This is a genomic window from Bacillus sp. AK031 (assembly GCF_053903065.1).
The window spans coordinates 235,310-258,387 of sequence record NZ_CP096424.1 but is presented as its reverse complement, the minus strand read 5'-3'; the positions used below and the strand labels follow the sequence as shown (position 1 = coordinate 258,387).

26 protein-coding genes, 1 pseudogene and 2 riboswitches are annotated in these 23,078 nt (G+C 42.4%); of the genes and pseudogenes, 11 read left to right on the top strand and 16 right to left on the bottom strand.

Annotated features, from left to right (window positions below):
* The 5 genes and pseudogenes from hutH to M1E09_RS01250 all read right to left on the bottom strand — a co-directional run.
* A pseudogene (hutH, locus tag M1E09_RS01270) lies at positions 1 to 1,473 on the bottom strand (histidine ammonia-lyase); the annotation flags it as partial.
* Between the two features lie 195 nt (positions 1,474 to 1,668).
* Complete coding sequence (gene hutP / locus M1E09_RS01265) at positions 1,669 to 2,115, bottom strand: hut operon transcriptional regulator HutP (protein ID WP_456273102.1); 447 nt, start codon at positions 2,113 to 2,115, stop codon at positions 1,669 to 1,671.
* Positions 2,116 to 2,293: 178 nt separating this feature from the next.
* Positions 2,294 to 2,872, bottom strand: a complete 579-nt coding sequence (locus tag M1E09_RS01260) for a transposase (protein WP_456273101.1) — start codon at positions 2,870 to 2,872, stop codon at positions 2,294 to 2,296.
* A gap of 233 nt (positions 2,873 to 3,105) precedes the next feature.
* On the bottom strand, positions 3,106 to 3,267 hold the full coding sequence (locus tag M1E09_RS01255) for a hypothetical protein (protein ID WP_456273100.1): 162 nt from the start codon (positions 3,265 to 3,267) through the stop codon (positions 3,106 to 3,108).
* Between the two features lie 123 nt (positions 3,268 to 3,390).
* The gene (locus M1E09_RS01250) at positions 3,391 to 3,903 is read right to left on the bottom strand and encodes a hypothetical protein (RefSeq protein WP_456273099.1); all 513 of its coding nucleotides are present in this window, start codon (positions 3,901 to 3,903) and stop codon (positions 3,391 to 3,393) included.
* A gap of 208 nt (positions 3,904 to 4,111) precedes the next feature.
* Between M1E09_RS01250 and M1E09_RS01245 the strand changes: the two genes are divergently transcribed.
* The 7 genes from M1E09_RS01245 (at position 4,112) to M1E09_RS01215 (ending at position 13,253) form a co-directional block, all read left to right on the top strand.
* Positions 4,112 to 4,519 (top strand): helix-turn-helix domain-containing protein, encoded by a 408-nt coding sequence (locus M1E09_RS01245; RefSeq protein WP_456273098.1) that lies wholly within the window; start codon positions 4,112 to 4,114, stop codon positions 4,517 to 4,519.
* Between the two features lie 66 nt (positions 4,520 to 4,585).
* Positions 4,586 to 4,676: riboswitch (cyclic di-GMP riboswitch) on the top strand.
* A 15-nt stretch (positions 4,677 to 4,691) separates the two neighbouring features.
* Positions 4,692 to 4,820 carry a hypothetical protein gene (locus M1E09_RS01240; RefSeq protein ID WP_456273097.1) on the top strand — a complete coding sequence of 43 codons (129 nt, stop codon included), beginning with the start codon at positions 4,692 to 4,694 and terminating at the stop codon, positions 4,818 to 4,820.
* A 136-nt stretch (positions 4,821 to 4,956) separates the two neighbouring features.
* Positions 4,957 to 5,616 carry a hypothetical protein gene (locus M1E09_RS01235; RefSeq protein ID WP_456273096.1) on the top strand — a complete coding sequence of 220 codons (660 nt, stop codon included), beginning with the start codon at positions 4,957 to 4,959 and terminating at the stop codon, positions 5,614 to 5,616.
* Between the two features lie 15 nt (positions 5,617 to 5,631).
* Complete coding sequence (locus M1E09_RS01230) at positions 5,632 to 6,888, top strand: efflux RND transporter periplasmic adaptor subunit (protein ID WP_456273095.1); 1,257 nt, start codon at positions 5,632 to 5,634, stop codon at positions 6,886 to 6,888.
* Between the two features lie 95 nt (positions 6,889 to 6,983).
* Positions 6,984 to 8,600 carry an alkaline phosphatase gene (locus tag M1E09_RS01225; RefSeq protein ID WP_456273094.1) on the top strand — a complete coding sequence of 539 codons (1,617 nt, stop codon included), beginning with the start codon at positions 6,984 to 6,986 and terminating at the stop codon, positions 8,598 to 8,600.
* 200 nt (positions 8,601 to 8,800) lie between these two features.
* Complete coding sequence (locus M1E09_RS01220; protein ID WP_456273093.1) at positions 8,801 to 10,438, top strand: SWIM zinc finger family protein; 1,638 nt, start codon at positions 8,801 to 8,803, stop codon at positions 10,436 to 10,438.
* Positions 10,431 to 13,253: a DEAD/DEAH box helicase gene (locus tag M1E09_RS01215; protein WP_456273092.1), complete on the top strand. Its 2,823-nt coding sequence runs from the start codon at positions 10,431 to 10,433 to the stop codon at positions 13,251 to 13,253. The genes M1E09_RS01220 and M1E09_RS01215 overlap by 8 nt, the downstream gene beginning before the upstream one ends.
* Positions 13,254 to 13,515: 262 nt before the next feature.
* Here M1E09_RS01215 and M1E09_RS01210 read toward each other — a convergent pair whose 3' ends face one another.
* The 7 genes from M1E09_RS01210 to M1E09_RS01180 form a co-directional block, all read right to left on the bottom strand.
* Positions 13,516 to 13,701 carry a hypothetical protein gene (locus M1E09_RS01210; RefSeq protein WP_456273091.1) on the bottom strand — a complete coding sequence of 62 codons (186 nt, stop codon included), beginning with the start codon at positions 13,699 to 13,701 and terminating at the stop codon, positions 13,516 to 13,518.
* A gap of 48 nt (positions 13,702 to 13,749) precedes the next feature.
* Entirely contained in the window at positions 13,750 to 14,142 is a 393-nt protein-coding gene (gene ssb, locus M1E09_RS01205; RefSeq protein ID WP_456273090.1) for a single-stranded DNA-binding protein, read from the bottom strand.
* 232 nt (positions 14,143 to 14,374) lie between these two features.
* Positions 14,375 to 14,677 (bottom strand): DUF5658 family protein, encoded by a 303-nt coding sequence (locus M1E09_RS01200; protein ID WP_456273089.1) that lies wholly within the window; start codon positions 14,675 to 14,677, stop codon positions 14,375 to 14,377.
* 134 nt (positions 14,678 to 14,811) lie between these two features.
* Positions 14,812 to 15,411: a TasA family protein gene (locus M1E09_RS01195; RefSeq protein ID WP_456273088.1), complete on the bottom strand. Its 600-nt coding sequence runs from the start codon at positions 15,409 to 15,411 to the stop codon at positions 14,812 to 14,814.
* Positions 15,412 to 15,478: 67 nt separating this feature from the next.
* Complete coding sequence (locus tag M1E09_RS01190) at positions 15,479 to 16,315, bottom strand: TasA family protein (RefSeq protein WP_456273087.1); 837 nt, start codon at positions 16,313 to 16,315, stop codon at positions 15,479 to 15,481.
* Positions 16,316 to 16,406: 91 nt separating this feature from the next.
* On the bottom strand, positions 16,407 to 16,982 hold the full coding sequence (gene sipW / locus M1E09_RS01185; RefSeq protein WP_456273086.1) for a signal peptidase I SipW: 576 nt from the start codon (positions 16,980 to 16,982) through the stop codon (positions 16,407 to 16,409).
* Positions 16,983 to 17,024: 42 nt separating this feature from the next.
* Positions 17,025 to 18,089, bottom strand: coding sequence for a hypothetical protein (locus M1E09_RS01180; protein WP_456273085.1), 1,065 nt, complete (start codon positions 18,087 to 18,089; stop codon positions 17,025 to 17,027).
* 359 nt (positions 18,090 to 18,448) lie between these two features.
* On the opposite strand from M1E09_RS01180, the gene M1E09_RS01175 reads away from it, so the two are divergent.
* The 3 genes from M1E09_RS01175 to M1E09_RS01165 all read left to right on the top strand — a co-directional run bounded on the left by M1E09_RS01175 (position 18,449) and on the right by M1E09_RS01165 (position 20,253).
* Positions 18,449 to 19,048, top strand: coding sequence for a class D sortase (locus tag M1E09_RS01175; RefSeq protein WP_456273084.1), 600 nt, complete (start codon positions 18,449 to 18,451; stop codon positions 19,046 to 19,048).
* A 339-nt stretch (positions 19,049 to 19,387) separates the two neighbouring features.
* A complete protein-coding gene (locus M1E09_RS01170) occupies positions 19,388 to 19,828 on the top strand; it encodes a YwpF family protein (RefSeq protein WP_456273083.1) in 441 nt (146 codons plus the stop codon).
* Positions 19,829 to 19,932: 104 nt separating this feature from the next.
* Positions 19,933 to 20,253 carry a helix-turn-helix domain-containing protein gene (locus M1E09_RS01165; RefSeq protein ID WP_456273082.1) on the top strand — a complete coding sequence of 107 codons (321 nt, stop codon included), beginning with the start codon at positions 19,933 to 19,935 and terminating at the stop codon, positions 20,251 to 20,253.
* Between the two features lie 30 nt (positions 20,254 to 20,283).
* Here M1E09_RS01165 and M1E09_RS01160 read toward each other — a convergent pair whose 3' ends face one another.
* Positions 20,284 to 20,412, bottom strand: a complete 129-nt coding sequence (locus M1E09_RS01160) for an anti-repressor SinI family protein (RefSeq protein WP_456273081.1) — start codon at positions 20,410 to 20,412, stop codon at positions 20,284 to 20,286.
* 36 nt (positions 20,413 to 20,448) lie between these two features.
* Positions 20,449 to 20,542, bottom strand: a riboswitch (cyclic di-GMP riboswitch).
* Positions 20,543 to 21,143: 601 nt separating this feature from the next.
* Between M1E09_RS01160 and M1E09_RS01155 the strand changes: the two genes are divergently transcribed.
* Positions 21,144 to 21,473, top strand: a complete 330-nt coding sequence (locus M1E09_RS01155; protein WP_456273080.1) for a helix-turn-helix domain-containing protein — start codon at positions 21,144 to 21,146, stop codon at positions 21,471 to 21,473.
* Positions 21,474 to 21,510: 37 nt separating this feature from the next.
* Here M1E09_RS01155 and M1E09_RS01150 read toward each other — a convergent pair whose 3' ends face one another.
* The 3 genes from M1E09_RS01150 to fabZ all read right to left on the bottom strand — a co-directional run bounded on the left by M1E09_RS01150 (position 21,511) and on the right by fabZ (position 23,059).
* Positions 21,511 to 21,894: a hypothetical protein gene (locus M1E09_RS01150; protein ID WP_456273079.1), complete on the bottom strand. Its 384-nt coding sequence runs from the start codon at positions 21,892 to 21,894 to the stop codon at positions 21,511 to 21,513.
* A gap of 155 nt (positions 21,895 to 22,049) precedes the next feature.
* On the bottom strand, positions 22,050 to 22,373 hold the full coding sequence (locus M1E09_RS01145; protein ID WP_456273078.1) for a hypothetical protein: 324 nt from the start codon (positions 22,371 to 22,373) through the stop codon (positions 22,050 to 22,052).
* A gap of 251 nt (positions 22,374 to 22,624) precedes the next feature.
* Positions 22,625 to 23,059, bottom strand: coding sequence for a 3-hydroxyacyl-ACP dehydratase FabZ (gene fabZ, locus M1E09_RS01140; RefSeq protein WP_456273077.1), 435 nt, complete (start codon positions 23,057 to 23,059; stop codon positions 22,625 to 22,627).
* Positions 23,060 to 23,078 lie beyond the last annotated feature (19 nt).

Genomic DNA, 23,078 nt, shown 5'->3' with positions numbered 1-23,078 from the left:
TTCCTGCATCCAGGCCTGCATGTTTTCGATATCTTTGGAGAAAACACGGTCCTTTGTAATTGTTGGAACAGACTTGCGGGCATTTTTATAAAAGTTATGAGTGGCCGGCGCCATTTTTTCAATGCCCCTGTACTCCACGGCTTGCAGGCTGCAGATGAGTTCAACCGCAAGAACCCGTCTTGTGTTTTGTAAAATTTGATAGGCGTGACGCGCCCCGATGGTGCCCATGCTGACATGGTCTTCCTGGTTGGCCGATGATGGAATCGAATCGACGCTTGCCGGGTGGGCCAGTGTCTTGTTTTCCGATACGAGTGAGGCCGCACAGTATTGCATGATCATCGCTCCTGATTGAAGACCCGGTTCCGGACTCAGGAAAGGCGGCAGGTCATTGAGCTGCGGATTGACGAGCCTTTCCACCCTTCTTTCTGAGATATTTGCCAGTTCGGCAATCGCTATTTTCATGAAATCCATGGCAATGGCAATCGGCTGGCCGTGGAAGTTGCCTCCAGAGATGACTTTTTCACCGTCTTCAAAGATGAGCGGGTTGTCGGTCGCCGCATTCATTTCGATTTCGAGCTTTTCTTTTACGTAATCCAGGGCCTGCCAGGAGGCTCCGTGGACCTGCGGGATGCATCGTAAGGAATAAGCATCCTGGACCCTGAGCTGGCCTTGAGTTGTGGTCAAGCGGCTTCCTTCCAGGTGGTTGCGAATTCTCTCTGCGGTTTCGATTTGCTGGCGGTAGCCCCTTGCGATATGGATGTCTTCGTCAAATGCATCCGTAATCCCTTGGAGGCCTTCAATTGTCATGGAAGCGATCATTTCAGCCTGGTAGGCGAGCTGCTCTGCTTCTATATAATTGATCACGCCCATTGCGGTCATCGCCTGCGTTCCGTTGATGAGGGCGAGGCCTTCTTTTGCCTGAAGCGTAATCGGCATGATGTCTTCTTTGGAGAGTACCGGCAGAGTCGGCTGGACATCGCCATGGTAAAAAACATCTCCTTCCCCCATCAGCGCGAGTGCCAGGTGAGACAGAGGCGCTAAGTCTCCGCTTGCTCCCAGCGATCCCTGCTGCGGGATGACCGGGTGGATTTGCTTGTTGAGCAGTTCGATAAGTGTTTCAATCAGGATTGGCCTGACGCCGGAATAGCCTTTCAGGAGGGCGTTCGCTCTTAAAAGGAGCATGGCTCGGGATACCTTTTCAGGGAATGGATCGCCTACTCCACAAGCATGGGAGTGGATCAGGTTCAATTGAAGCTCTTCGACATGTTCCTGGTCGATGAGGACGTCGCTGAATTTCCCGAATCCTGTGTTAATTCCATAGACGATTTTCTTTTCACGGACAATTTTTTCCACCGCTTCACGGCTTTGTTTTACTTTTTGGAGGCTTGCTTTCGAAATTGATACTTTTTCATTTTGATAGATGATTTTTTTTGCTTGTTCCAATGTCAATGTATGTCCTGTTAGTTCAATCATTTTATTCACCCTTTATGAGTTTTTTGATACGCACCCTTTAACGCTTTAAAGCATTGAGAGGGACTGTCCCTCTTAGCGCTTTAAAGTGTTAAAGAGTTAGAGTTTTATCTGTCTTTAACAAACAAAAAGAGGCTCGACGACAAATAAGCTTGTCATCGAGCCTCCTGATTTCTTATCACTATAGGCTCTTACATATTAAATATGGTTGATTCCGAGGCCGATGGTTTCATGTTCAAGGCCTTTGATCGGTGCACCGATTGTGCCATAAAGCGCTACTGCGATCCATTCGCCTTCTTCGGCGTTTTTATAGGGGGTTCCTCTGACTACGGAGAACCTCAGCCCGACCGTTCTCAGGATTTCACCAAGCTGGTTCTGCCCGCGGGTAACGCCGGAAATGGCTTCCATCGTGGCATGGTACAGCGAGTGCATCTCCCTGTAGAGATCTTCTCTGACGATATTATTCCGTTTCGCCGCTGTTTCAATGGCCGCAACAATCTTCTGGACATTCATCGAACCGACCTTGCCTGTGCAATACTTCCAGTTCAATTCATTGAATTGAGCGTTGACATCGCTTTCATCTTCTTCCATTAAAAGAAGAAGGAGCGCGCTTTTCCCAATGCGGTGTTGATCTACTATTCTCATGGCTTCCGCACCTTCAATATCTGAATTTACTAATAACTTACCATCATTGTATGTGTTTTTATGAGGGCGGTCAATGCATTAGAGGGATATTTTAGAAACTTAGATTGGTAGATTATTAACGCGCTAAAGCGCTAAGAGGGACTGTCCCTCTTAATACGTTAAAGGACTAAAGCGTTCTTCATGGCCTCAGAAAGGTTTCTGCTTCTTCCTTTTCTTTGTAAGTGAGCTTTCTCCGGATGAATTCGTTGTAATGGGTTGATGGTGCTTCAGGAAAGAAGGAGAGGATTTTTTCAGTGTGAATCAATGGATTGTCTTGTTGATGGTAATAAGAGGAGTAGCTGCTCCAAGGGTAGAGTTCAGGCTGTCTGACGAGGTTTGCTTCAATAGGGTTTAGGTGGATGTATTTGCTGACACCCAGCAGATAGGAGGTTGTGTCAACGTGTTTTGCTTTGAATCGGTCCTGGAAGAGGTGTCCGACTGCATTATATTTTTTGTTGTAATACATCGCATAGCAGGTGTTGATTTGCTGGAAGATAACCGTTGGAGAGGCTTGGATCGTTTCGAGCAGCAGATGGATATGGTTGTTCATCAGGCAGTATGAGTGGAGCAGAAATGGATTTTGCTTGGAGGATCGTTGGAGAAGGTTCAGGTAGTTCCTGTAGTCTTTTGATTCGTGGAATATGACGGACTTTCGGTTCCCGCGCATCATGATATGGTACGTTGAACCTGGAGACCAGTTTCGGGGCTGTCTTGGCATTAAAGCACTCCTTTCAAATTTGGATACCCTTATACTTTCTTGCCCGCCATGCCTGTTTCCTGCTTTATGGACAAAAACACTTTAATACATTAGCGAGCTAAGAGGGACAGTCCCCCTTAGCACACTGCCGCGTTACAACGTTAATCCATTAAGGGGGACTGTCCCTCTTCGGGCTTTAAAGCGGTAAAGCGCTTACATAAAAATTAAAAAAAGCACTTTTGGACTTTGCAAGCCTAAAGCGCTTTTTCTTTTGCGAATGTATATTCAGTTTGCAATTCTTTTTGTAGCCAGCTTACCATTTTGGAAGCATCCATGTTTGTGTGTTTTGCTTTGTCAAAGGCTTTTTGCATGAGATTGAGTAGCTGCTGCTGTTCCCTGGTTGGATCTTGTTGCAAAAGATTACCTCCTAATATACCTGTCTGTATTATTGTATTTACCAATCTTGCAGAATGTTAAACTTAATGAATATACATACTCTACCAGAAAGCTACAAGTTTCGTAAATACAATATTTGGATTTTATGTGAAAGTATTAGGAAAATGCGGTTTTTTTACAAATTTTACGGAGCTATTGTCGTTTTCTAGCGGATGGTTGCTGCTTTTTAAGGGTTTGTCTTTGTGCGGCTGTAACAAAAACGATATATATTTATTTTTTCTTTTCAATGTAAAACAGGTAAGGATATGGGTGAACATTTCTTCTGTTAATTCATCAAAGACGGTTGCCGGTTTCAACTGTATTGTGTTGTCTTTAATTGATAAAACCAGGATACTTTTATAGCCATTGATATCAGCCCTCAATAAAAACTGAGTTGAGTTAGTCAACGGTATTTGTAAAAAGCTTAAAAATCCGGAGGTTCTTAACGAACTTTCACTATAGGTTAAACTCTTCATTGCTAATGAAAAATTCCTTATAGAAGTGAGCAAAAAGGGTTCATCAGTAAACTTCCCTCTAAATATTAAATAAAAATCCTTCACATCCGCTGGCCGACCATCCCTGTGCAAACAATTAAGCAGCATTACCTGTTTTTTCATCTTTTCCTCCTACTATTCAATTTTTGACAAAATAGGACTATTTTCACCCTGTAATTTACTATATAGGAAAAAAATGTATAATTGTGGTTTATTTTTTAAAGTTAACAAAATGTAAACTTATTAAGATTAACATTTTGTTAACTTTTGATTTCTTCACCTGTTTATTAGTTATGTTATTTACAACTATGAGTAGATTGCAGGTGATACTATGGCTTTGAATGAAGGAATGAAATATTATCGAAAAGAAGTTTTGGACCTGAAACAAGTAGAAGCTGCGAAGCGTTTAAATATAAGCAAGAGCTCCCTTTCCCAATATGAACGCGGAAAAAGAGGACTTCCGAATGATGTGCTGAGCAATATGGTCAAGCTTTATCAACTTTCACCTCAGCAACTATATGATATGGTGGTTGGCACTCCCTTTTCAGAAAATCGCGACGGGTCTCCAATGGTTTTACGAGAAAACTTTGAAGACAGTGAATTAGAACGCGCCATAAGTATGCTAAAAGATTATCCGGATCTAAGGAAATTGATCTCAACAGCTTCTTATTATGATCAAAAGAAGCAGGAACGTTTCTTCAATAAGCTGTCCTCCCTAATGAAAACCATGGAAAAATAATTTCTGACAAAAACCGACTTATTTCCTATAAAATAATTAGTGTTAGTGTCGATAGAATAAGAGTCTGAAAGAAAAAGGCAAAGTTATTGAAAAATAACGACGCAAAGCTAAAGGGACTAAAGTGGGCCTGCGCTCACTATATCAGCCAGCCGCCAAAAAGTAGGATCATTCTATGAAATTTTTGACACCTGAGGAAATCAAGGTGAAAAAAATACGGCAAAAATGGATCATGTATTTTACGATTTTCATTCTTATGATTGGTTTTTTTGCCGGGGTTACATTTCTGACTTATTCAATTTAACCTCAAATTGGGGGTCTCCTCTCATAGGGAGCCCTTTTTTCGTACTCTTGTATTATATTTCTACAATTTATGGAAAAGTTCACGCTTTTCCGATAAAATAAGTGGAGGGATTAGAAACCATTGGGGGAATACATACATGAATGAAGTCAGGCTGTTCAAAGGATTATTGCATCCTTCTATATATTTTTATCAATTAAGAGAATCAGAGATATTAAAAGGTTTTACAAAAAACATTATTCTATTATTCTTTTTATCAATGCTCGTTTTCGGAATAAACGCCGCGTTCGGCTGGGGTACGGTCCCCCTTTCGAAAGAATTGACGGCATTAGAATCAATGGATTTTGAACTGCATAAATTTTACTTTTTACTGGGCAGGCTGGTGTTGGGGCTTTTGTATGGGGCTGTTATCCTTTTCATTCCCGCCCTTCTTTTCTGGACATTGTCCGAAGCAGAATTCAAGAAACTGGCTGTCTTGCAAGGAGTTATACTTCTCATTTTACTGCTGGAAAAACTGGCGTATCTGCCGCTGTTCACGTTCTTGTCTTTAAACTGGTATTCATCACCACTTGCGCTGGGAGTTATCGGGCAGTCACTGACAGATAATGAATGGCTGAAGTACTTCCTCGGCAGCATTTCCCTTTTTAAACTATGGGCAATGTTTATACAGTTTGCCGGCTTGAAATGGCTGACTGAAAAGAAAAACGGCATGATCCTGCTGTGGGTCATCCTTATCAACCTGTTATTTTGGTGCATTACAGCATTTTTAGCCTATATAGACTTCTCGATTTTAGTGTAAAGGCGGTGAACATCCATGAATAAAAAAATCCTATATACTGCGGCGGTTCTTTGTCTCATGTTCATCGCTGCAAATGTCTATTTAATCGAAAAAGCAGACAGCAAGATCGACCGGAATTCTTTCATCTCAGAATGGAAGACCATCAAAACCGGCGACCTGCAAAACTCCTTGGAAAAGGTGGCTGTTCTCGCTCCTGCTGAAGAAAGCTACGTCTACTTTGATGACAGCTACGGTACGTTTAAAGAGTTTCTGGTTAAAGAAGGCGACGAAGTTACCGCAGGAACAGACCTTTTCACCTATGAAGCAGAGGATACGCTAAGGCAGGAAAATTACCTGGAATCGGAAATCGAGCAGCTGGAGGATGAAATTGACAGCATTGAGGATCATATCAGCGATCTGCGTTCCTTAAGGCCTTCCAGCTCTGATACAAGAGCCCCGAGGACGACGGCTTCTGAAGAATTCCCTCCCGATGAAAGCATGGAGGCAAGTTCACTGGAAATCGACTACTTCGTTGAACAGGAAATGGCCGCTAAAGAATTGGAAGTTGAACGTCTGGAGAACAAAATTGACAACTTTGAAAGACAGCTGGATGACTTAAGATCGTATGAAACCGAATTGACGGTCCAAAGCGTCCTGGATGGTGTCGTGAAAAAGGTATCCCGCGAACTGGACAACCCGATCATCGCCATTTCCTCTACCTCCCCTGTCGTCGAGGGAAACCTGAATGAACAGGAAACGCTGAAGGTGATAGAAGGCCAGCAAGCGCTCATCCATTCATCGGCTGTAAAAGACAAGTTGAAAGGCTTTGTTTCAGACGTTGCCGCTCTTCCTTCAGATACCATTACAGAAGAAGGCTCGAGCTCCTATCCTTTTAAAATTGAATTTGCAGAAGAACAGGAATTAGAAACTCTGCGTCCAGGATACCATGTCTCCCTTTCAATCATTACCGAGGAAGCGAAGGATGTCCTGACCGTTTCTGAAGACAGCCTTCTTAAAGACGGACTGAAAAAATACATGCTGGTCCTGACTGATGAAGGAAAACTGGAAAAAAGAAAAGTTACCGTTGGCATGAAATCCGAGGGAAGAGTCGAAATTCAGAAGGGCTTGAAGAAGGATGAATTCTATGTAACAGATCCAGATTCCTTTGTAGTAGCAGGCTCAACGTTTGTGACGCCGGTTGATTTTGACAGGCTGACGGTTACCGCGATTACGAGAGCGGATAGCCATACAATTCTAGAAAACATCCTCTTGGGGATTCTTGAAAGGAAATAAAAAACTTTGCGCCTTGCCTTAAAGGGTACGGCGTTTTTGTATAGAAAAAACAGCCTATCTAATAATAACGGTGACTGAGGTTATAGGAGGCTTTTATGAAAAGAATTAAAATCGTACTGATTGTGCTGTTATTATTGTCTTTCGTTTTTTTTGTTACCCCTCCCTCCTGCATTTTAGCTAAACCGGCGAAGAAGAACGTCATCTTCATGATCATGGATGGAACGAATTCGGATATCGTCACCCTGGCACGTTGGTATAAAGGCGGGTCGCTTGCTCTGGATGCCATTCTGACCGGAGGCGTGCGGACATACTCCGCCCAGTCGGCGATTACGGATTCGGCTGCCGGAGGTACGGCAATGGCGACGGGCTTCAAAACCAATGCGGACTATATCGGCATGGTGCCGGATGACGAGACTTCGCGGCCTGCTGTCAATATACTTGAAGCCGCCCGCCTGAAGGGATTGGGAACCGGGATTGTTTCGACTTCACCTGTCCAGCATGCCACACCTGCAGCGTTTTCTGCTCATGTGAAAAACCGCGATGAATTCAGCGATATTGCCGAGCAGCAGGTATATCAGGGAATCGATGTCGTGTTAGGCGGCGGGCTCGCCTGGCTTCATACCGGCAAGGAACGAGAAATGGCCAATGATGACGGGATGCTGAAGACGAAAGAATCTGCGCGGTTGGATGACGAGGATTTACTTGAAGTCATGGAGGAAAAGGACTATCGGCTGGTTGAGAACAGGAGCGATTTGCTTGGTGCTCGTTCGTCAGGCGGCGGCAGGCTCTGGGGCAGTTTTGCGGATGAAGATATGGCGTATGATTTTGACCGGAAGGAGCTGCTGCCGGAACAACCTTCTTCGAAGGAAATGACAGGAGCTGCCATTGGCCACCTCTCACAAGTGGAAAACGGCTTTTTCTTATTTGTGGAAGGAAGCAAGGTCGACTGGGCGGCCCATAAAAATGATCCGGTCGGGATGATCAGTGAGGTTTTGGCGTTTGATGAGGCAGTTGGTGAAGCTGTCGAATTTGCTAAGTCGGACGGAAATACATTGGTGATCGCTGTGACCGATCATGGGAACAGCGGGCTTACAATTGGCAATGGGACAACCGATAAAGACTATTATGATCAACCTGTAGAAAACTTCCTGGCACCTTTGAAGAAAGCCAAATTGACAGTGAAAGGTGCATCTTCTCAACTGAAGGATGACCGATCCAACCTGAAGGATATCATGGCTTCCTACGGGCTCGAGGAGTACAGCGACAAAGAATACTGCAGAGTCGAAAAAGCCTTGACCGTCACGGAGCTTGAAGGGGAAATGTCAGCGATGCTCAGCAAGCGGGCATCCCTCGGCTTCACCACCCATGGCCACACAGGAGAAGACGTATTCCTTTATGCTTATGGACCCGGGAAACCGACGGGTCTTCATGAGAACACCGACCTGGCACAGGCTGTATCTGATTACCTTGGACTGGAACTTGACAGGTTTGATGGCTGGTATGTGGATGCTAAGGAGTACTATGGGAAGCGCGGGTATGAGACAAAAATCGACACTCGTGACAGTCACAACCCGAAATTTGTCGCAAAGAATGGCCAGGAGACCTTGGAGTTCCCAGAAAACAAAAACATCATGATCCGCAACGGAGAACAAATCGAGCTCAAAGCCGTCAACGTCTACAACGGCGATACCTTCTATATCCATATAGAGTGAGTTGATTTAATGCTTTAAAGCACTAAGAGGGACTGTCCCTCTTCGCGCTTTAAAGTACTAAAGTACCCTTTCCACTTTAAACCTTAAATGGCCGGACATCCAATTGGATGTCCGGCCCTCTCCATTTTCGGTTTGATTTGCGTTATAATAAAAGAATGGTTAAATTTTGAACGGAATCAGACGGGAGGCGGCTTAACGATATGAACGCAACGGAATTACAGGAGAAACTGGGACCTCTAAGTGAATACCTATTGCAGCAGCTTCCCTATGGCAGCGAGAAGCAGAAATATGTTCAAAAAGGTTTGCTGCTGTACCGGCAGAACCTTGTCTCCAACCTGAAGTTTCATGATGACAGTATCACCGGGGACGTCCAGGATGTCACCCCAGTCAAGGTAACGCTTGAAATGGAATTTCCGCGGCTCAGCAAATGTTCGTGTCCGGAAGCCTTCTGGTGCCGCCACCGCATGGCTGCGTTTTTGGCGGTTTACAGTAAAACTAACCCTGTCACCAATTGGATTCATGAATGGCGCACCGCTGCGAACAAAAAGGACCCTGAACCATCCACTGGCGAAAAGCCGAATTTGCAGGATATCCTCAAAAAGCATGAAGGCAGCATAAAAAAAGCGAGTGATCTCCTGAATGAACGTAAGCAGCGCGGGGATACTCCTGAGGAATGGTGGGAGTTTCTTCAGTATCAGCTTAAACAGTGGGATAAGGAGGCTTTTCACCGCAATTCCCATCTGCTCGACTTACATATCCAGAACTTCTTCCGCCGCCTGATGAAGGATGCGCCGTTTGAACGGGAGTGGAAGCCGCTTTATCAGCTGTATGCATCGTTCTTTCTTTTTCAAAACATTGACCGGATGGTGATGTTTTATAAAGGAGAAAAACAGGACCCAAGTCTTTACGAGTTTCTAGTCGATGAAATGTTCGACAGTGTCAAGCAGCTGTCCGTCCATGCCATGCCATTCAGATTCGATCCTTTCATTGAATTTTTAAAGAACCGGACGGAAGAGCTGGCATCCTCAACCGAGAACAGCACGCTGGCGAAAGCAGAGATCTACCGCTTCCTTTGGTACTACCTGTTCAAAAAGAAGGCATGGCGCCAGGCTGAAGTGGCAAGGCTCGAAGATGAACGCAAGCCCGAAGACCTGTTTTACTCGCTTGCCCTGCTGCACCAGTATATTTTGCTCGAGGATAACGACCTGGCAACCAAGGAAATCGAAGAAATGGGACCGAGCATTGTTCCTTACTCCGACTTCTGGCTGGAACAGCTTTTTCAAAATAAAAAATATGAACAGGGCGCTCTCTTTCTAAGAAGCATCCTGCCAAAGGTACCCTCCTATGTGAACAGCCTGCCTTCATATGAGAGCACAGCGTTTTCACGGTGGTTTCTCAGAACGCTGCCGATCGACTGGATGACGGAGAACGAACCAGCCCTGCTCAAGAAGCTGCTTGTCGCTCTCCTGCCATACAGCTATTTCTGGTACAATGAGTTCCTTCTCAGCGTAAAATCGTACCGCGAATGGGTCGAGCTTCAGCGTTTTGTCGGATACGACCTCAGGGAGATGGAAAACCTGGGGCTCAAGACCGCTGCCAAGGCAGCGCCGCAGCTGGTCCTCCCCCTCTACCACGAAGGGATTGAATTTTACCTTTCGGGACGCAACCGCGACAATTATAAGCAGGCCGTCAAATATTTAAAGAGACTGCGAACGCTCTATAAAAAACTGAAGAAACAGGATCAGTTCCAAACTTACTTAGATCTTATTTTAGAAAAAACAAAACGCCTGCGCGCGTTCCACGAAGAATGCAGAAAGGGGAAGCTGATCGATGCTTAAAACTCGCTTATTGCACGTATTTGTTGAGCCAATGGATAACGGGCGCTTCTTCCTTTACTGCGAAAATGACAGCGGCTTTGAAGTCCCCGTCGATGACTGGAAAGGCCAGCTTTTCCTCTGGCATGAAGAAAGCTATTACGGGACCATGGTTCTTCCGAAAGAACATAGCACAAGAAAAGGAATCGAAGTCACGAGCTGGGAGCTGCTTCTCTTATTTGCTAACGAATCCTTCAGCGGCATGATTGAGTGGCACTGGGATGAGCTCGGCCAGAAGTGCCTTGCAGCGGCACCGGTCATTTATGATTCGATTTTGGAAGGAAAGTGGATTCCCCGGTTTGAAGAAATGGCTGAAAGTGGACTGTCTTTCCATGTTCCAGACGAAATATGGGATAACTTCCCGCAAGAATTCTGGCAGGAGGATATCGGTGAAGAATCCACTGAAGAATTCGTATCCGACTGGTATCAACGGTCCGTGCGGCAGTCCCTTTCCTCCGGAGGAAGCGAGCATCTTTTCACCCGCTTGAAAAAATTAGAAGAGAGCACGCTGACCCCGGAAGAACTCCAGGCCTATTTTGATGAAGAAAAATGGAGTGAGTGGGTCGGCCTTACAGAAGATGATACTCCGTTCACGCTGGGGCTGCGCCTGACAGAGCCATTGGAAGAGCATGACCCGTGGGAACTGGAAACGTTTCTCCGCGATAAAAAAAGGACAGAAAAAGTGTATTCCCTTGGGAACGACCGGCTTCCTCCTTCCTATAAAACTCATTTAGAAACAGTGAAACAAGAGCAGAACCGCTGGATGAAAATGCTTCCGCTTCTGGACCAGGGCGGCGAAATCCGGAACTCGCTGGATGAGCATGATGCATGGGATTTCCTGACCGTTCTGAGCGAAAAGTTCCTCGACCTCGACATCGAAATCCTGCTCCCGGCGTGGTGGCAAGCGATGAAGGATGCCCAGATGACGGTCAAAGCCAAAGTCAAGAACACTGACAGTTCCTACCGTCCTTCCTTTGTAGGTTTGAATGCCGTGCTCGACTTTGACTGGCGACTGTCAATGAACGGAATGGAGCTTTCCGAAGATGATTTCCAACGGCTTGTCGACGATCAGCGGCGCCTGGTCAAAATCCGCGGCCAATGGATGAAACTCGATCCGGGGATGATCCGCCGCATCCAGGAACTGATGAGCAAGGCGAAACAGGAAGGCATTTCAATTCAGGATATGTTGGAACAGCAGCTCGTTCCCCGTGATGAGGACGAAGATATGCTGGACGATGACGACTATGATCCTTATGAATTCGCCAAGATTCAAATCGACTTGAACCGCTCGATGAAAAAAATGATCGATACCCTGACGAATACGGCAGAAGTACCGATTGTACCGACACCTGCTGAATTCCAAGGAGAACTGCGCCCTTACCAGCAGCAAGGCATGAGCTGGATGCTGTTTTTACGAAGATACGGGTTCGGCGCTTGCCTTGCCGATGACATGGGACTCGGAAAAACGGTACAGCTGATCACTTATTTGCAAGAGGTAAAAGAGAAGGAAAATCCAAATGCGCCATCACTGATCATCGCACCGACCTCCGTCCTTGGAAACTGGCAGCGCGAACTTGAAAAATTCGCGCCTGATCTCAAGGTAAAATTGCACTATGGCCCCAACCGCAATAAAGGCATCGAATTCGGACGCTCGATACTCGATGCCGATGTCGTCCTGACTTCATACGGATTGTCCCATCTGGATTTTGAAGAGCTGGAAACGGTTGAGTGGACGGCAATCGCCCTTGATGAAGCGCAGAATATCAAAAATGCCAACACGAAACAATCACGGGCGATCCGAAAACTTGAAGGAAAGCATCACATTGCTTTAACAGGAACACCAATGGAGAACCGCTTGTCAGAACTGTGGGCGATATTCGATTTCTTAAATCACGGTTATCTCGGAGGATTCACGCAGTTCCAAAAGAGCTATATCCTTCCCATCGAAAAAGAGGAAAATGAAAAGAAAGTAAAAGAACTTCAGGCAAAAATCAGGCCATTCCTATTGCGCCGTACGAAAAAGGATCCCGAGGTCGAACTCAACCTGCCGGATAAAATCGAGCAAAAAGAATACTGTGCACTCACGGCTGAGCAGGCATCCCTTTATGAGCAGCTCATCAAAGATACCTTTGCCCAGCTTGAAACATTGAGCGGCTTTGAGCGAAAAGGACTTGTCCTGCAGATGCTCAACCGCTTGAAACAGCTCTGCAATCACCCGGCTCTTTACTTGAAAGAGCCACAGCCATTGAATATCGAAAAACGCTCGGAGAAAATGCGGAAGCTTACGGATATCGTTGAAGCCGTCCTGGATTCCGGTGAAGCCTGCCTGATTTTCACCCAGTACATTTCAATGGGGGAGATGATCCAAAGCGTCATGAAGGAGAAGTTCGGCGTCGATGTTCCGTTCCTGAATGGAAGCATGAGCAAGACTCAGCGAGATACCCTAGTGGAGCGATTCCAAAATGGAGAGTTCCCGGTATTCCTGTTGTCATTGAAAGCGGGGGGAACCGGTTTGAATCTGACCGCTGCCAACCATGTCGTCCACTATGACCGTTGGTGGAACCCGGCCGTCGAAAACCAAGCAACCGACAGGGCCTACCGTATCGGGCAGAGCCGTTTCGTCCATGTCCATAAAATGATTGCTTCCGGTACGTTGGAAGAGAAAATTGACATGATGCTTGAGAAAAAACAGGCATTGAATGATGAAATCATCCAAAGCGATCAGTGGATGACAGAACTTTCCGACCGGGATTTGCACAGCTTGTTGTCGTTGGAATAACACCTTCAACTCAAACTGCCCAGATGGCAGTTTGAGTTTTTTCATGGTTCCTTTAACCCTTTAAAGCACTAAGAGGGCCAGGCCCTTTTAGTGCTTTAAAGAGTTGAGGCGCCAATTCATAAGAAAAAGCCAGCTCATAGTGAACTGGCAAAAAGTGAAGAAATAGTTCGAAGTATAATATGCAGATTAACTTTCTATATAGGAGGGTGACTAGAAGTATGAATCGAGGTTGTTCAATCAGGTTTTTGAAATGAAACGTTTGCTAGTTAACTTTAGAGGTGTTGGAAACAAAGGAAAATGTCTTTTTTACTTTTTGAGGCTTATCAGGTGATAGTTGTTTTTCCAGCAGTTCCACTCGTTGCGATAAGTAATAGAGTTCAACATTTGCCCGCGCAAGCTTTCTTATGAGATCTTCAATTAATCGTTCTAATGAGTCATTTCTGTTCATAAAGGATAGGCTCCTTCTCATTTAATCACAAACCAAACTGACTATTTTTTAGAATACCGGAATGGCCTTCTCCACTTCCGGCTGTTTCGCCTGCGGCTTTTGCTTAGAAGCCGGCTTCGTTGGCTTCGTATCAAGGAACTTCACCTGTTCCGCCACAACTTCTGTTACATATGTGCGTTTCCCCTGTTCATTATCATAATTCCTGGTCTGGATGCGTCCCACTACACCTAGAACAGAACCTTTATTGCAGTACCGCGCCGTGTTTTCAGCAGCCCTTTTCCACATCGTACACAGCACAAAATCCGCTTCATATTCTCCTTCGTGATTTTTGAATTGCCGGTTCACCGCCAGCGTCACATTCAACACCGCCTTCCCCTCGGACGTGTAACGCATCTCGGGATCTTTTGTTAATCTTCCTACCAACGTGACTTGGTTTATCATGTTTTCTCTCACCTCTTTTCTTTCGTTGGTAAGTATAGGATAGACGGTTTGGTTCGGAATGTAAAATAGAGGAATAATTAATTTAGAAGGATAAAAATACAGAAAAACTGGTTTTATAAATGTGAAAACATGGTTTTCACACAAGAGAAGAATTCAAAAAGCAATAATAAGGAAAATAAAATTTTTCTATCCTTTAACACATTAACGCAAAGAGGGACAATCCCTCTTTGCGTTAATGTGTTAAAGCTTGGGTGATCCAGATGGAGTGTAGGATGAGGGTAAATGTATAGAGGGTGGCAGCAGTATAGGTTAGAGCCGTGAACCATTTCTTTTTTGGGAAATGATCATAGTAGATAACAAGATATAAAATCGCTGAAAGGGATAGCTTGGTGAATAGAAATAGTAATGGATGAGTGGTATACAGGCTCCCCATAAGGGGGTTAGCTTCTTCTATGTGATTACCCTTTAAGCCTATTAGGGTTATTAGTGCATCGAGGATGTTAAGTAATGCTAAAAGATGAAGTAGGGTTTTCATTGTAGCACCTGCTTTTGATACATTTATATTTTACAACTGTTTGTTAAAAGAATACCCAACAAACTGAATTTTCAACGAAAATTTTGTAGTTACAATACTATGAAGGCATTGAGTTTTTTTCACGATCAATGCCTTCAATCTTTTTGTATGTTTAATTTTCTACTGCTTTGATACTTAAACAGGGTTATTCCTGAAATCAAAAGTATCGCTCCTATTAACAAGGTTTGAAATATATCTGTAGCAGTAGCAGGGAGTTTAGGACCGTCTGCTGGTAGGACACCGCCCAGTGTGCCCTCTACATATAGTTTGAATTCGAAGTCACAGCTTAAACCTTGATAAGCATTATCTAAGTAATATGGTACTTCTACTTTAAAAAGCAAAGTCTCTTGATTGGAAATCTTTAAAGATCGAGAAGGCAGCTCTGAGAAATCTTTTAGCTTTCCATCGTAAACTACTCCTTTTCCATCCGAAACGGTAAGTAATAAATGACTATAAAATTCTTTTGACCCTTCTAAGAATTTATTAGAGAGAACATAATCGAATTCTTGTTCACCTTTATTTTCTATTAGTAGTTCACGTGACATCGTATCTCCAGGTTTAAGGTTCGTCAGATCAAAAAGTATCTTGTGAGGACTTGTAGAAATGTCTAAAGGATTATTTGTCTCTCCATAGGCTTCCGCGGGTATTAAAAATAGTATGAATAAAACCAGTGACATGTAGAAAGATTTTTTCATTATATCCCTCTTTTTATAAGAAAAGGCGGCATAAACCGCCTTTCCTACATTGTATTGCTAACTAATATCAGTCTGTTACTTCTTCCGTGTGTGTATCATCGCCAGTTGTTCTTGGATTTGGTTGTGTTACCGGAGTGGTTGTATCGTCTGCAGAGCCTTGAACACCATTATTCACTTTCCCATTTCCATCTTGGGAACGGACTTCTACGCCACTCCACTGGGTTGCTTCTAAGTTGAAGAAGAAGTCAACACTATCATCCATGTATTTGTTTTGTACATATTCATTAGTTCCAGCCACTTTATCTGGATCGTTTTTAAAGCGGATTTCAATCACAACTTTATCGGAGTCAACTGGAGAATTTGGAATACCTCTATATCCTTCCTCTCCCGGGTCAACAGCCAGTGGTGCTAGATTAATTTTTCCATTTGAGAGATATTTTGCTTTTACTTTACCAGAGTAAGTATTATTGACAAGGTCTGCTAAAGTAAGAGTTTGATTATTTTCTACTAAGGTTCCCTTAGGGTAGTTATTTGAAGCGTCATCTTCATTGTCAATTTGGAAGATATCGATTTCAAATTGAGAAAGGAATTCTGATTCAAGTGAATCCGTTCCACCATCAAAGTTATCCGTAGTAGTATCTAGTAAAACTTCTTTGATGGCTAAAGTTCCGGCATTCTTTAATTCAAATACTCTTTTAACACTATCTCCTGGCTTCATATTTGTTAAGTCAAAGTTAATTGCTTTAGTAGCAACTTTACCAACTTCCAGATCAAGTGTTCCAGCAGCAAAATGGTTATTAATCGTCGCCGTGTCATTAAATGCTGCCCAAGTTCCGCCACCTACTAGAGATAAACCCAATGCCGCTGATGCTACTCCCAAACCTAATTTCTTTTTAATTGTCATAATAATTTCTCCTCCTAATTTTGCCTTCATTTTTGAAGGTATGTAGTTTATATATTGAACCCTTATATTTTTATAAGGAGTACAACCAAGATTAAGCTGTTTTTTGTGCATCTTCTTTTAATTGACTCTTATCAAGCTCTTTTAATGCTGAGTAGATTGAGAATCCTGAATACCCTAGCAGTAGAATACCTGGAACTATTAAGAGTATTGCAGTACCTTTACTTGATTTTGCAAAATCTATGAAATATCCCAAGAATGGAATAGTGAATCCGGTATACTTTGCTAATACATTTGGAGCCAAAACTGGATTTGTGTCGGGATCAGTGTTATTGTCCCCTTTGGTGTGGTACATTGTTTGATCTCCATTTTCTATTACATCTGTAATTCTATGGGTAACTATGTTGTTGTCCTGTTGCATGAAAGTAATGACATCACCTTTTTTCAAGCTAGTTGGATCTTCAACTGGTTTGACAGCAATAATTGATCCAGTTTTAAAGGTTGGTTCCATCGATCCAGATAAAACAGTTTTAAGTTGGTATCCTAGAAATTGGGGCTCTCCTCCAGAAGCCTTTGAAGAAATAACCACAAATATCATAAAAACTAAAACTATGAATAGCACGATACTGACTATATTACTACTGATCTTCATTATTTTTTTTGTATTCATTTTTATCACCTTTCAGTTAAGTTAATTTAGTAAATTAACCAATTATTGATTGACAGTCACTAATGTACCAGGGGATTCATTGCCATAAGTATCTACTGTTGTGATTCTATACGTCGCTTTCTCCTTTGGTTTTTGTTTTATTGATACTGTTATATCTGTTACTTCTTTTTCAATAGGCTCTTCGTTTCCATTTAAATAAATCTTTACATAGGCGAAATCAGAGTCAGCTGGGTTTATCCAGTTAAAGGTTATGTTGGCACCATTGCTCTGTGTCTTAATGTTTGTAACTTCTGCAGGAGCCGTGGTATCTGTTTGTGTCTCATCAGAATCTACTCCAGCAGGCTGTTCCTCCGTTTGGTCTTTACTTGTTTCCTCTTCAGGTTGTTCCGTTGTTGCTGTTGTTGTTACTTCTATGATGGATTCGTCCATTTCTTCACCTGTTTTATCAAAGGCTACTAGTTTATAGGAGTATCTAGTTGAAGGTTGAAGAGCTTCATCCTCATACTGGCCGTTAACAATATTTTTACTTACCTCTGTTCCATCTCTAAAGACTGTTACTGAGGTGAATTTTTGGAAGGTTGGGTTACTCCAAGTTAATGTAACTGAGTTGCTGGTATGATTCTCTTTTAGATTTGAGATTTTTTTCTTTTCAGAGCAATTGGCACTTGTATGATCATCACAGTCATCCTTGTTATGACCTGGGTTGTCGGGATCTGTTCCCTCTCCAGTATCTTGATCTGAAGTATCTGGACCATTTCCTATTCCTGAATTATCATGCTTGTTGCTTAACTCTTCACAATACTTTTTCCAAAATTCACTATCTTCTTCTGCTTCAGCACAATAATCTGCTGCGGCTGAAATTGTTCCTGAAATACTCTCAACATCATTAAAGTAAGCTCCAGTATCACTAGTGAAATATGTAGCAGCAAACATCCCAAGGTACCAAATTGCAATCACCTGAGCAAAAACACTTAACCCCTTGTTTTTCCTTCTAAACTTCCTGAATCGAGAGTATCTAATGGTTCTCCCTCCCTCGTCCGTCCTTTTTAGTGAACGCTTTGCTTTATGTAAGGTTTTAAGAACGAAGTTGGTGAAATGTTTTTTCATAACCCTCAACTTCCTTTAACTATTAAGTTTTGTTCGCTGTTTTGTTCTCTTTAGCGAACTATTAATGTGAGTATAGGACATTTATATTAGTTTGAAAAACCCGAAATTCGGTCGTTTTTTCGTTAAAAAGAACATTAAACATGAATTTTCTGGAAATATCTCAAGTTTTCTTACTATTTTGTAATTTATAATGAACTTTATGTGTTTTATTAAGAACAAGTAGCCTGTAAATCACCTGAAACCCTTGATTTCAATAGGTTTAGATTTTATAGATGAATATAAAAGAAAAAGAAATACACAATAATTCTTTTTTATGTGAAAATAAAATTAGATATTTTCCACTATTAGGAGGTATTAACTTGTTTAATAAACTACTAAGATTTCTAAGTATCGCCATGCTGGTCGGCGGTATCAGCTTAATTGGCTATGCGGGATACCAACTATACTCACAAAAACAACACCAAGACAAGGCTCTCCAGGAAGCCAAAGCACAAGTTCTTCCTAAAGAACAACCTGACAGTGAGAATGAAAAAGAACCTTCTATAAGTAGTTACTCATTCGAACAAGGAGATGTCCTCGGTATCCTCGACATTCCCGCCCTCGATCGAGAACTTCCCATTATAGAAGGAACAGATGAAGAGGAACTGGAAAAAGGAGTCGGCCACTATTCTTCAACAAAGCTGCCGAACCAGCAGGACCGTATTTTTCTCGCCGGCCACCGGGACACCGTTTTTAAAAAGATGGGGGATTTAAAAGAAGGCGACCTTCTTCATATAGAAATGGAGAGCGGAAAGTTCACATATGAAATTTACGAGATGTTCATCGTAAAGGAAGATGATATGTCAGTAGTCCAGACTACATCGCCAGACGAGATCCTGACTTTATCAACCTGTTATCCATTCGAATATTTATCAAGCACCGAAGAGCGCTACATCATCAACGCAAAACGCGTAGAGTAGCGCCTGCTGCTAATCAATGTTTTTACTATCCATTCTCATTTTGAAGAGCACGAATATTATTTCTTCATAGTGTGCGCTGAGAATGATCGTCGTGGTAACAGATTATTATTATATTCCCACGACGTTGATTGGAGCGGAAGGCACTCGACTCCTGGGGGATTAGCGGGACAGGTGAGACCCCACAGGCAAAGCCGAGGAGGCTCACCGCCCGCCCCCAGGAAAGCGAGTGCCTGGAGCGGAAATCAACACCTCTGTTTGAAAGAGATATAATTGCCCTATTATGTTTTGAATCTTCAATATGTTATAATTTGTACAAACTATTGAGATGGAGGATCGTTCATGAAAACCTTTAAAGTAATCACACTTCAAGTTGTTGAAAACGATGATCTTAAGGATATTGAAATAGTGGACGGTTTAATTATTAATAAAGAAGATGAAAAAGGCACCTGGCTGATCGAGGGTTGCATGAAGAAGGAGTATTATGACTTTTTCCGTGATGCCCAGCAGGAAGAGGATGATTTGGAAGTTCAGGTAGTCATTTCCCATCCGGATAATGATCCGGCGGCGTTCATGACAAGGATCAGCTGCATTAAGTCAATGGATTTTAACTTAAGCATTCTGTTTGAAGGTAAATTGAAGAAGCAGCGGAATGAGTATGCGGAGCTCCTGCTTGATGATCTTGTTGAAAAAGGATTCCAGGGAACTGGCTTGGTTCAGGAATTTAAAGATAAGATGAAATCTAAACCGAGGCTTGCTGTTGCTTCCAAAACCAGCAACTGAACTTTTTTAGACAAAAAATGACAAATTCCACTAAAGTCTGTATTTACTTTGTGGTATAATAGCAGTAAGGTTAGGATGATTATGCGTACAGGATGTGAACGGTAATGATCGGGGAACGAGTGAAGAAGCTTAGACAAGAGAGAAAGATGTCGATGACGGAGCTGGCTGAGAAAGCCGGAGTTGCGAAATCTTATTTGAGTTCGATTGAAAGAAACTTACAGAAGAATCCATCGGTTCAATTTTTGGAGAAGATCTCTTCAGCGTTGAATGTTCCGGTTGATTCTTTGCTATATGACACGGTGGAAGACAAGCATATTGATTCAGACTGGGTCAGCATTGTTGAACAGGCGATGGATTCCGGTATCAGCAAAGAGCAGTTCCGTGAGTTCATTGAATTTAATAAATGGAAACTGAATCAAAAATAAAAGCCGTTCCCTTCGCCGGGAACAGCTTTTTTATTTTACAAGTACTTTTCGTTCTTCTCTATTCGTATGTAGGTATTCTAGGATTTCATCTTTGGTGACCCCTACTGACATTGCTTCCTTGATCAAGTTAATCCATTCCAAATCTAATTCTTTTTCCACCACTGTAAAATCTCCTCCTAAAATACTCTTAGTATTTCAGGCAATCCAGCCATCATAGCAAAATCGATTATCCTGCCTTAGATCTGTGACTTTGCGTCCTCACCTTTCAATGAGTTTGCCTTTGTCTGACTATCCCGTTGGCTAACCAGTTATTTAACTATAACCATTATACTAATAAGAGAAACCTATTTTGTGTAAAAATTTGCTGTGATGGGCAACTTTTATCCTATAAATTTTTACAATTTCTGCTAAACCGCGTTAATTTTCAGTAAATTAAAATAATTTAGAGTGATTTTTGTCGAACGATCGTTGTTCTACATGGGAATGTTTTACTGTAAGCCTTTAGTTTTTTTTCGAGAGGGACAACCTTCTGGTTAATTTGAATGAAACTTGATGCATCGAAAAATGGAGAAGCTGTGAGGTCATTTCCGCAAGATGGACATATCCATTCTCCCATTTCTGTAGAGCTGAATGAGGATCGGCTGCAGCGCTGGCAATTCTTCTTATACATGGTTCCACCCCTTTCGTTCGTTATATCGATCTGATAGTCCTAGTATAAAGGATATAACTTCCAACACTAAATACTGAATTCTTTCATTTATTCTTAATAAAGAACACTTTTCTAAGAATCCCTTCTGTTTACTGAATCTTTCTTAAATATGCTAATTTTATAAAAAACATTTAGTTCGTTATAATGAATAATAAAACTTTTTGAAGAAGGTGTTCAGACTATGGTTGGTGAAAAAATAAAACTACTCAGAGAACGGAAAGGAATCACCATAAACGAGTTAGCCTTTACTGCCGATATATCGAAATCTTATATTAGTTCCATTGAGAGGGGGCTGCAAAAAAATCCCTCGATAAATGTGCTCGAAAAGATTGCTCATGCATTGGGTGTGCCTCTAGATATGATTATATTAGACGAATCAGAAAATATGCAGGTAGAGGATGATTGGATTCACTTATTAAAGGATGCGATTCAGCAGGGCCTGACTAAAGAAGAATTTATTCATTTCACAACACTTATGGAGATAAAAAGGAGGAATTTGCGTGCTGAATAGAAATAGAACTTGAAACCATGGTTTCAAGTTCTTCCTATTAGCTCATTTGTTGTTTAAGAATATTTAAAACATACCTGGCTTCCGCTTTGCAGGAATAAGGGTAGTCTGTATTCAACTGCTTTTGCAATTCTTCAATTTCTTCGATTTGCTGCTCAGATGGTTTCTCCGAAAGGATTTTTTCTATGATTTCATTAATCTTTTTTGCCAGATCTTCATGAAATGCCGGGTCATTTTTTTCCTGGTCTGATAATTGCTTATACCAAGATGCATTATTGGTAATATACTCTCGCCAAGTTCTTGCAAATTCAGCCAAGTCGAATTTATCTTCGTTCCAATGTATTTCTTCCATATAACTTTCAAATGCGGTCGTGATTGAACGGGAAATGCTTATCTTCATTCCCTGTGGCAAATTTTTAATCATTCAGGCGAAGTACCTCCTAATATAAAATGCTCTCCAATATACTTACTATATCACATTAAGCTCTCTTAGAGTTATTGAGAGAAAACAATCACTACTGAAAATGTTGGAAATCCTCTCAAAAAAAAAGAACCGGAATTCCGGTTCTCTTTGCAGTGTTACTGATTATTATTGTTTTCTTCGTCATCAGTCAACTCATCTTCAAGCTCATCAACTGGTCCTTCACCGTTTTCATTGCCCATGTCGCCATTTTCGTTATCGTCAATGTTTCCATTGTCGTCTTCAGTGATATTACCTTCACCGTCGTTTGTATCCATATCCATGTCCATATCTCCGTTATCTTCTCCCATGTCTGTATCAGGAGCTTCTTCTTCCATCGGAGCCTCATCTTCCGGAGGCGGCTCCTGGTTGGCGTTACAACCTGCAAGTAGCATTGCGGAAAGTGCTGATCCACCAAGGATGGCTAATAGCTTTTTATTCATTGTGTATGACTCCTTTCAATTCAAGAAATTTTGAGACCTATCTCTCTGGTCTTTTGATAGCATTCCCCATTTTTTTGGGAACTTGCATGCAAATTCATAAATTTTAATCCTTTAACGCGCTAAGAGGGACAGTCCCTCTTAGCGCGTTAAAACGTTAATGTGCAATAGGGGACTGTCCCTCTTAGTGTGGTAACGCGTTGCTGCATTGAAAAGGCCCAGCTGGTTTGACAGCTGGGCCTTTTGTTTGTTATTTATTCTTGTTTTTCTCCGAGCGCGAACATCATTTCGGTTTCGCAGGCTACTTCTCCATCTACTGTTGCGATGGCTTTTCCTTTGCCGATGGCACCGCGGAAGCGCACCATTTCGACTTCAAGGCGAAGCTGGTCGCCTGGTTTTACCTGGCGTTTGAAACGGCAGTTGTCGATTCCTGTGAAGAATGCCAGGCGTCCGCGGTTTTCTTCCTTTTTCAGCATAGCCACTGCTCCTACTTGAGCAAGAGCTTCAACGATCAAAACTCCAGGCATTACTGGATAGTTTGGAAAATGGCCGTTAAAGAATTCTTCATTAGCTGTCACATTTTTGATTCCAACCGCTTTTTTTCCTTCTTCGATTTCAACGATCTTGTCGACAAGCAGGAATGGGTAACGATGTGGGATGATTTCTTTAATCTGGGTAATATCAAGCATTGTATTGCCTCCTATTATT

Bases quoted from the DNA above. Each gene is read 5' to 3' on its own strand.
- hutP (WP_456273102.1), bottom strand. From the start codon at position 2,115: ATGAGAATAGTAGATCAACACCGCATTGGGAAAAGCGCGCTCCTTCTT.
- M1E09_RS01260 (WP_456273101.1), bottom strand. From the start codon at position 2,872: ATGCCAAGACAGCCCCGAAACTGGTCTCCAGGTTCAACGTACCATATC.
- M1E09_RS01250 (WP_456273099.1), bottom strand. From the start codon at position 3,903: ATGAAAAAACAGGTAATGCTGCTTAATTGTTTGCACAGGGATGGTCGG.
- M1E09_RS01245 (WP_456273098.1), top strand. From the start codon at position 4,112: ATGGCTTTGAATGAAGGAATGAAATATTATCGAAAAGAAGTTTTGGAC.
- M1E09_RS01240 (WP_456273097.1), top strand. From the start codon at position 4,692: ATGAAATTTTTGACACCTGAGGAAATCAAGGTGAAAAAAATACGGCAA.
- M1E09_RS01235 (WP_456273096.1), top strand. From the start codon at position 4,957: ATGAATGAAGTCAGGCTGTTCAAAGGATTATTGCATCCTTCTATATAT.
- M1E09_RS01230 (WP_456273095.1), top strand. From the start codon at position 5,632: ATGAATAAAAAAATCCTATATACTGCGGCGGTTCTTTGTCTCATGTTC.
- M1E09_RS01225 (WP_456273094.1), top strand. From the start codon at position 6,984: ATGAAAAGAATTAAAATCGTACTGATTGTGCTGTTATTATTGTCTTTC.
- M1E09_RS01220 (WP_456273093.1), top strand. From the start codon at position 8,801: ATGAACGCAACGGAATTACAGGAGAAACTGGGACCTCTAAGTGAATAC.
- M1E09_RS01215 (WP_456273092.1), top strand. From the start codon at position 10,431: ATGCTTAAAACTCGCTTATTGCACGTATTTGTTGAGCCAATGGATAAC.
- M1E09_RS01210 (WP_456273091.1), bottom strand. From the start codon at position 13,701: ATGAACAGAAATGACTCATTAGAACGATTAATTGAAGATCTCATAAGA.
- ssb (WP_456273090.1), bottom strand. From the start codon at position 14,142: ATGATAAACCAAGTCACGTTGGTAGGAAGATTAACAAAAGATCCCGAG.
- M1E09_RS01200 (WP_456273089.1), bottom strand. From the start codon at position 14,677: ATGAAAACCCTACTTCATCTTTTAGCATTACTTAACATCCTCGATGCA.
- M1E09_RS01195 (WP_456273088.1), bottom strand. From the start codon at position 15,411: ATGAAAAAATCTTTCTACATGTCACTGGTTTTATTCATACTATTTTTA.
- M1E09_RS01190 (WP_456273087.1), bottom strand. From the start codon at position 16,315: ATGACAATTAAAAAGAAATTAGGTTTGGGAGTAGCATCAGCGGCATTG.
- sipW (WP_456273086.1), bottom strand. From the start codon at position 16,982: ATGAATACAAAAAAAATAATGAAGATCAGTAGTAATATAGTCAGTATC.
- M1E09_RS01180 (WP_456273085.1), bottom strand. From the start codon at position 18,089: ATGAAAAAACATTTCACCAACTTCGTTCTTAAAACCTTACATAAAGCA.
- M1E09_RS01170 (WP_456273083.1), top strand. From the start codon at position 19,388: ATGAAAACCTTTAAAGTAATCACACTTCAAGTTGTTGAAAACGATGAT.
- M1E09_RS01165 (WP_456273082.1), top strand. From the start codon at position 19,933: ATGATCGGGGAACGAGTGAAGAAGCTTAGACAAGAGAGAAAGATGTCG.
- M1E09_RS01155 (WP_456273080.1), top strand. From the start codon at position 21,144: ATGGTTGGTGAAAAAATAAAACTACTCAGAGAACGGAAAGGAATCACC.
- M1E09_RS01150 (WP_456273079.1), bottom strand. From the start codon at position 21,894: ATGATTAAAAATTTGCCACAGGGAATGAAGATAAGCATTTCCCGTTCA.
- M1E09_RS01145 (WP_456273078.1), bottom strand. From the start codon at position 22,373: ATGAATAAAAAGCTATTAGCCATCCTTGGTGGATCAGCACTTTCCGCA.
- fabZ (WP_456273077.1), bottom strand. From the start codon at position 23,059: ATGCTTGATATTACCCAGATTAAAGAAATCATCCCACATCGTTACCCA.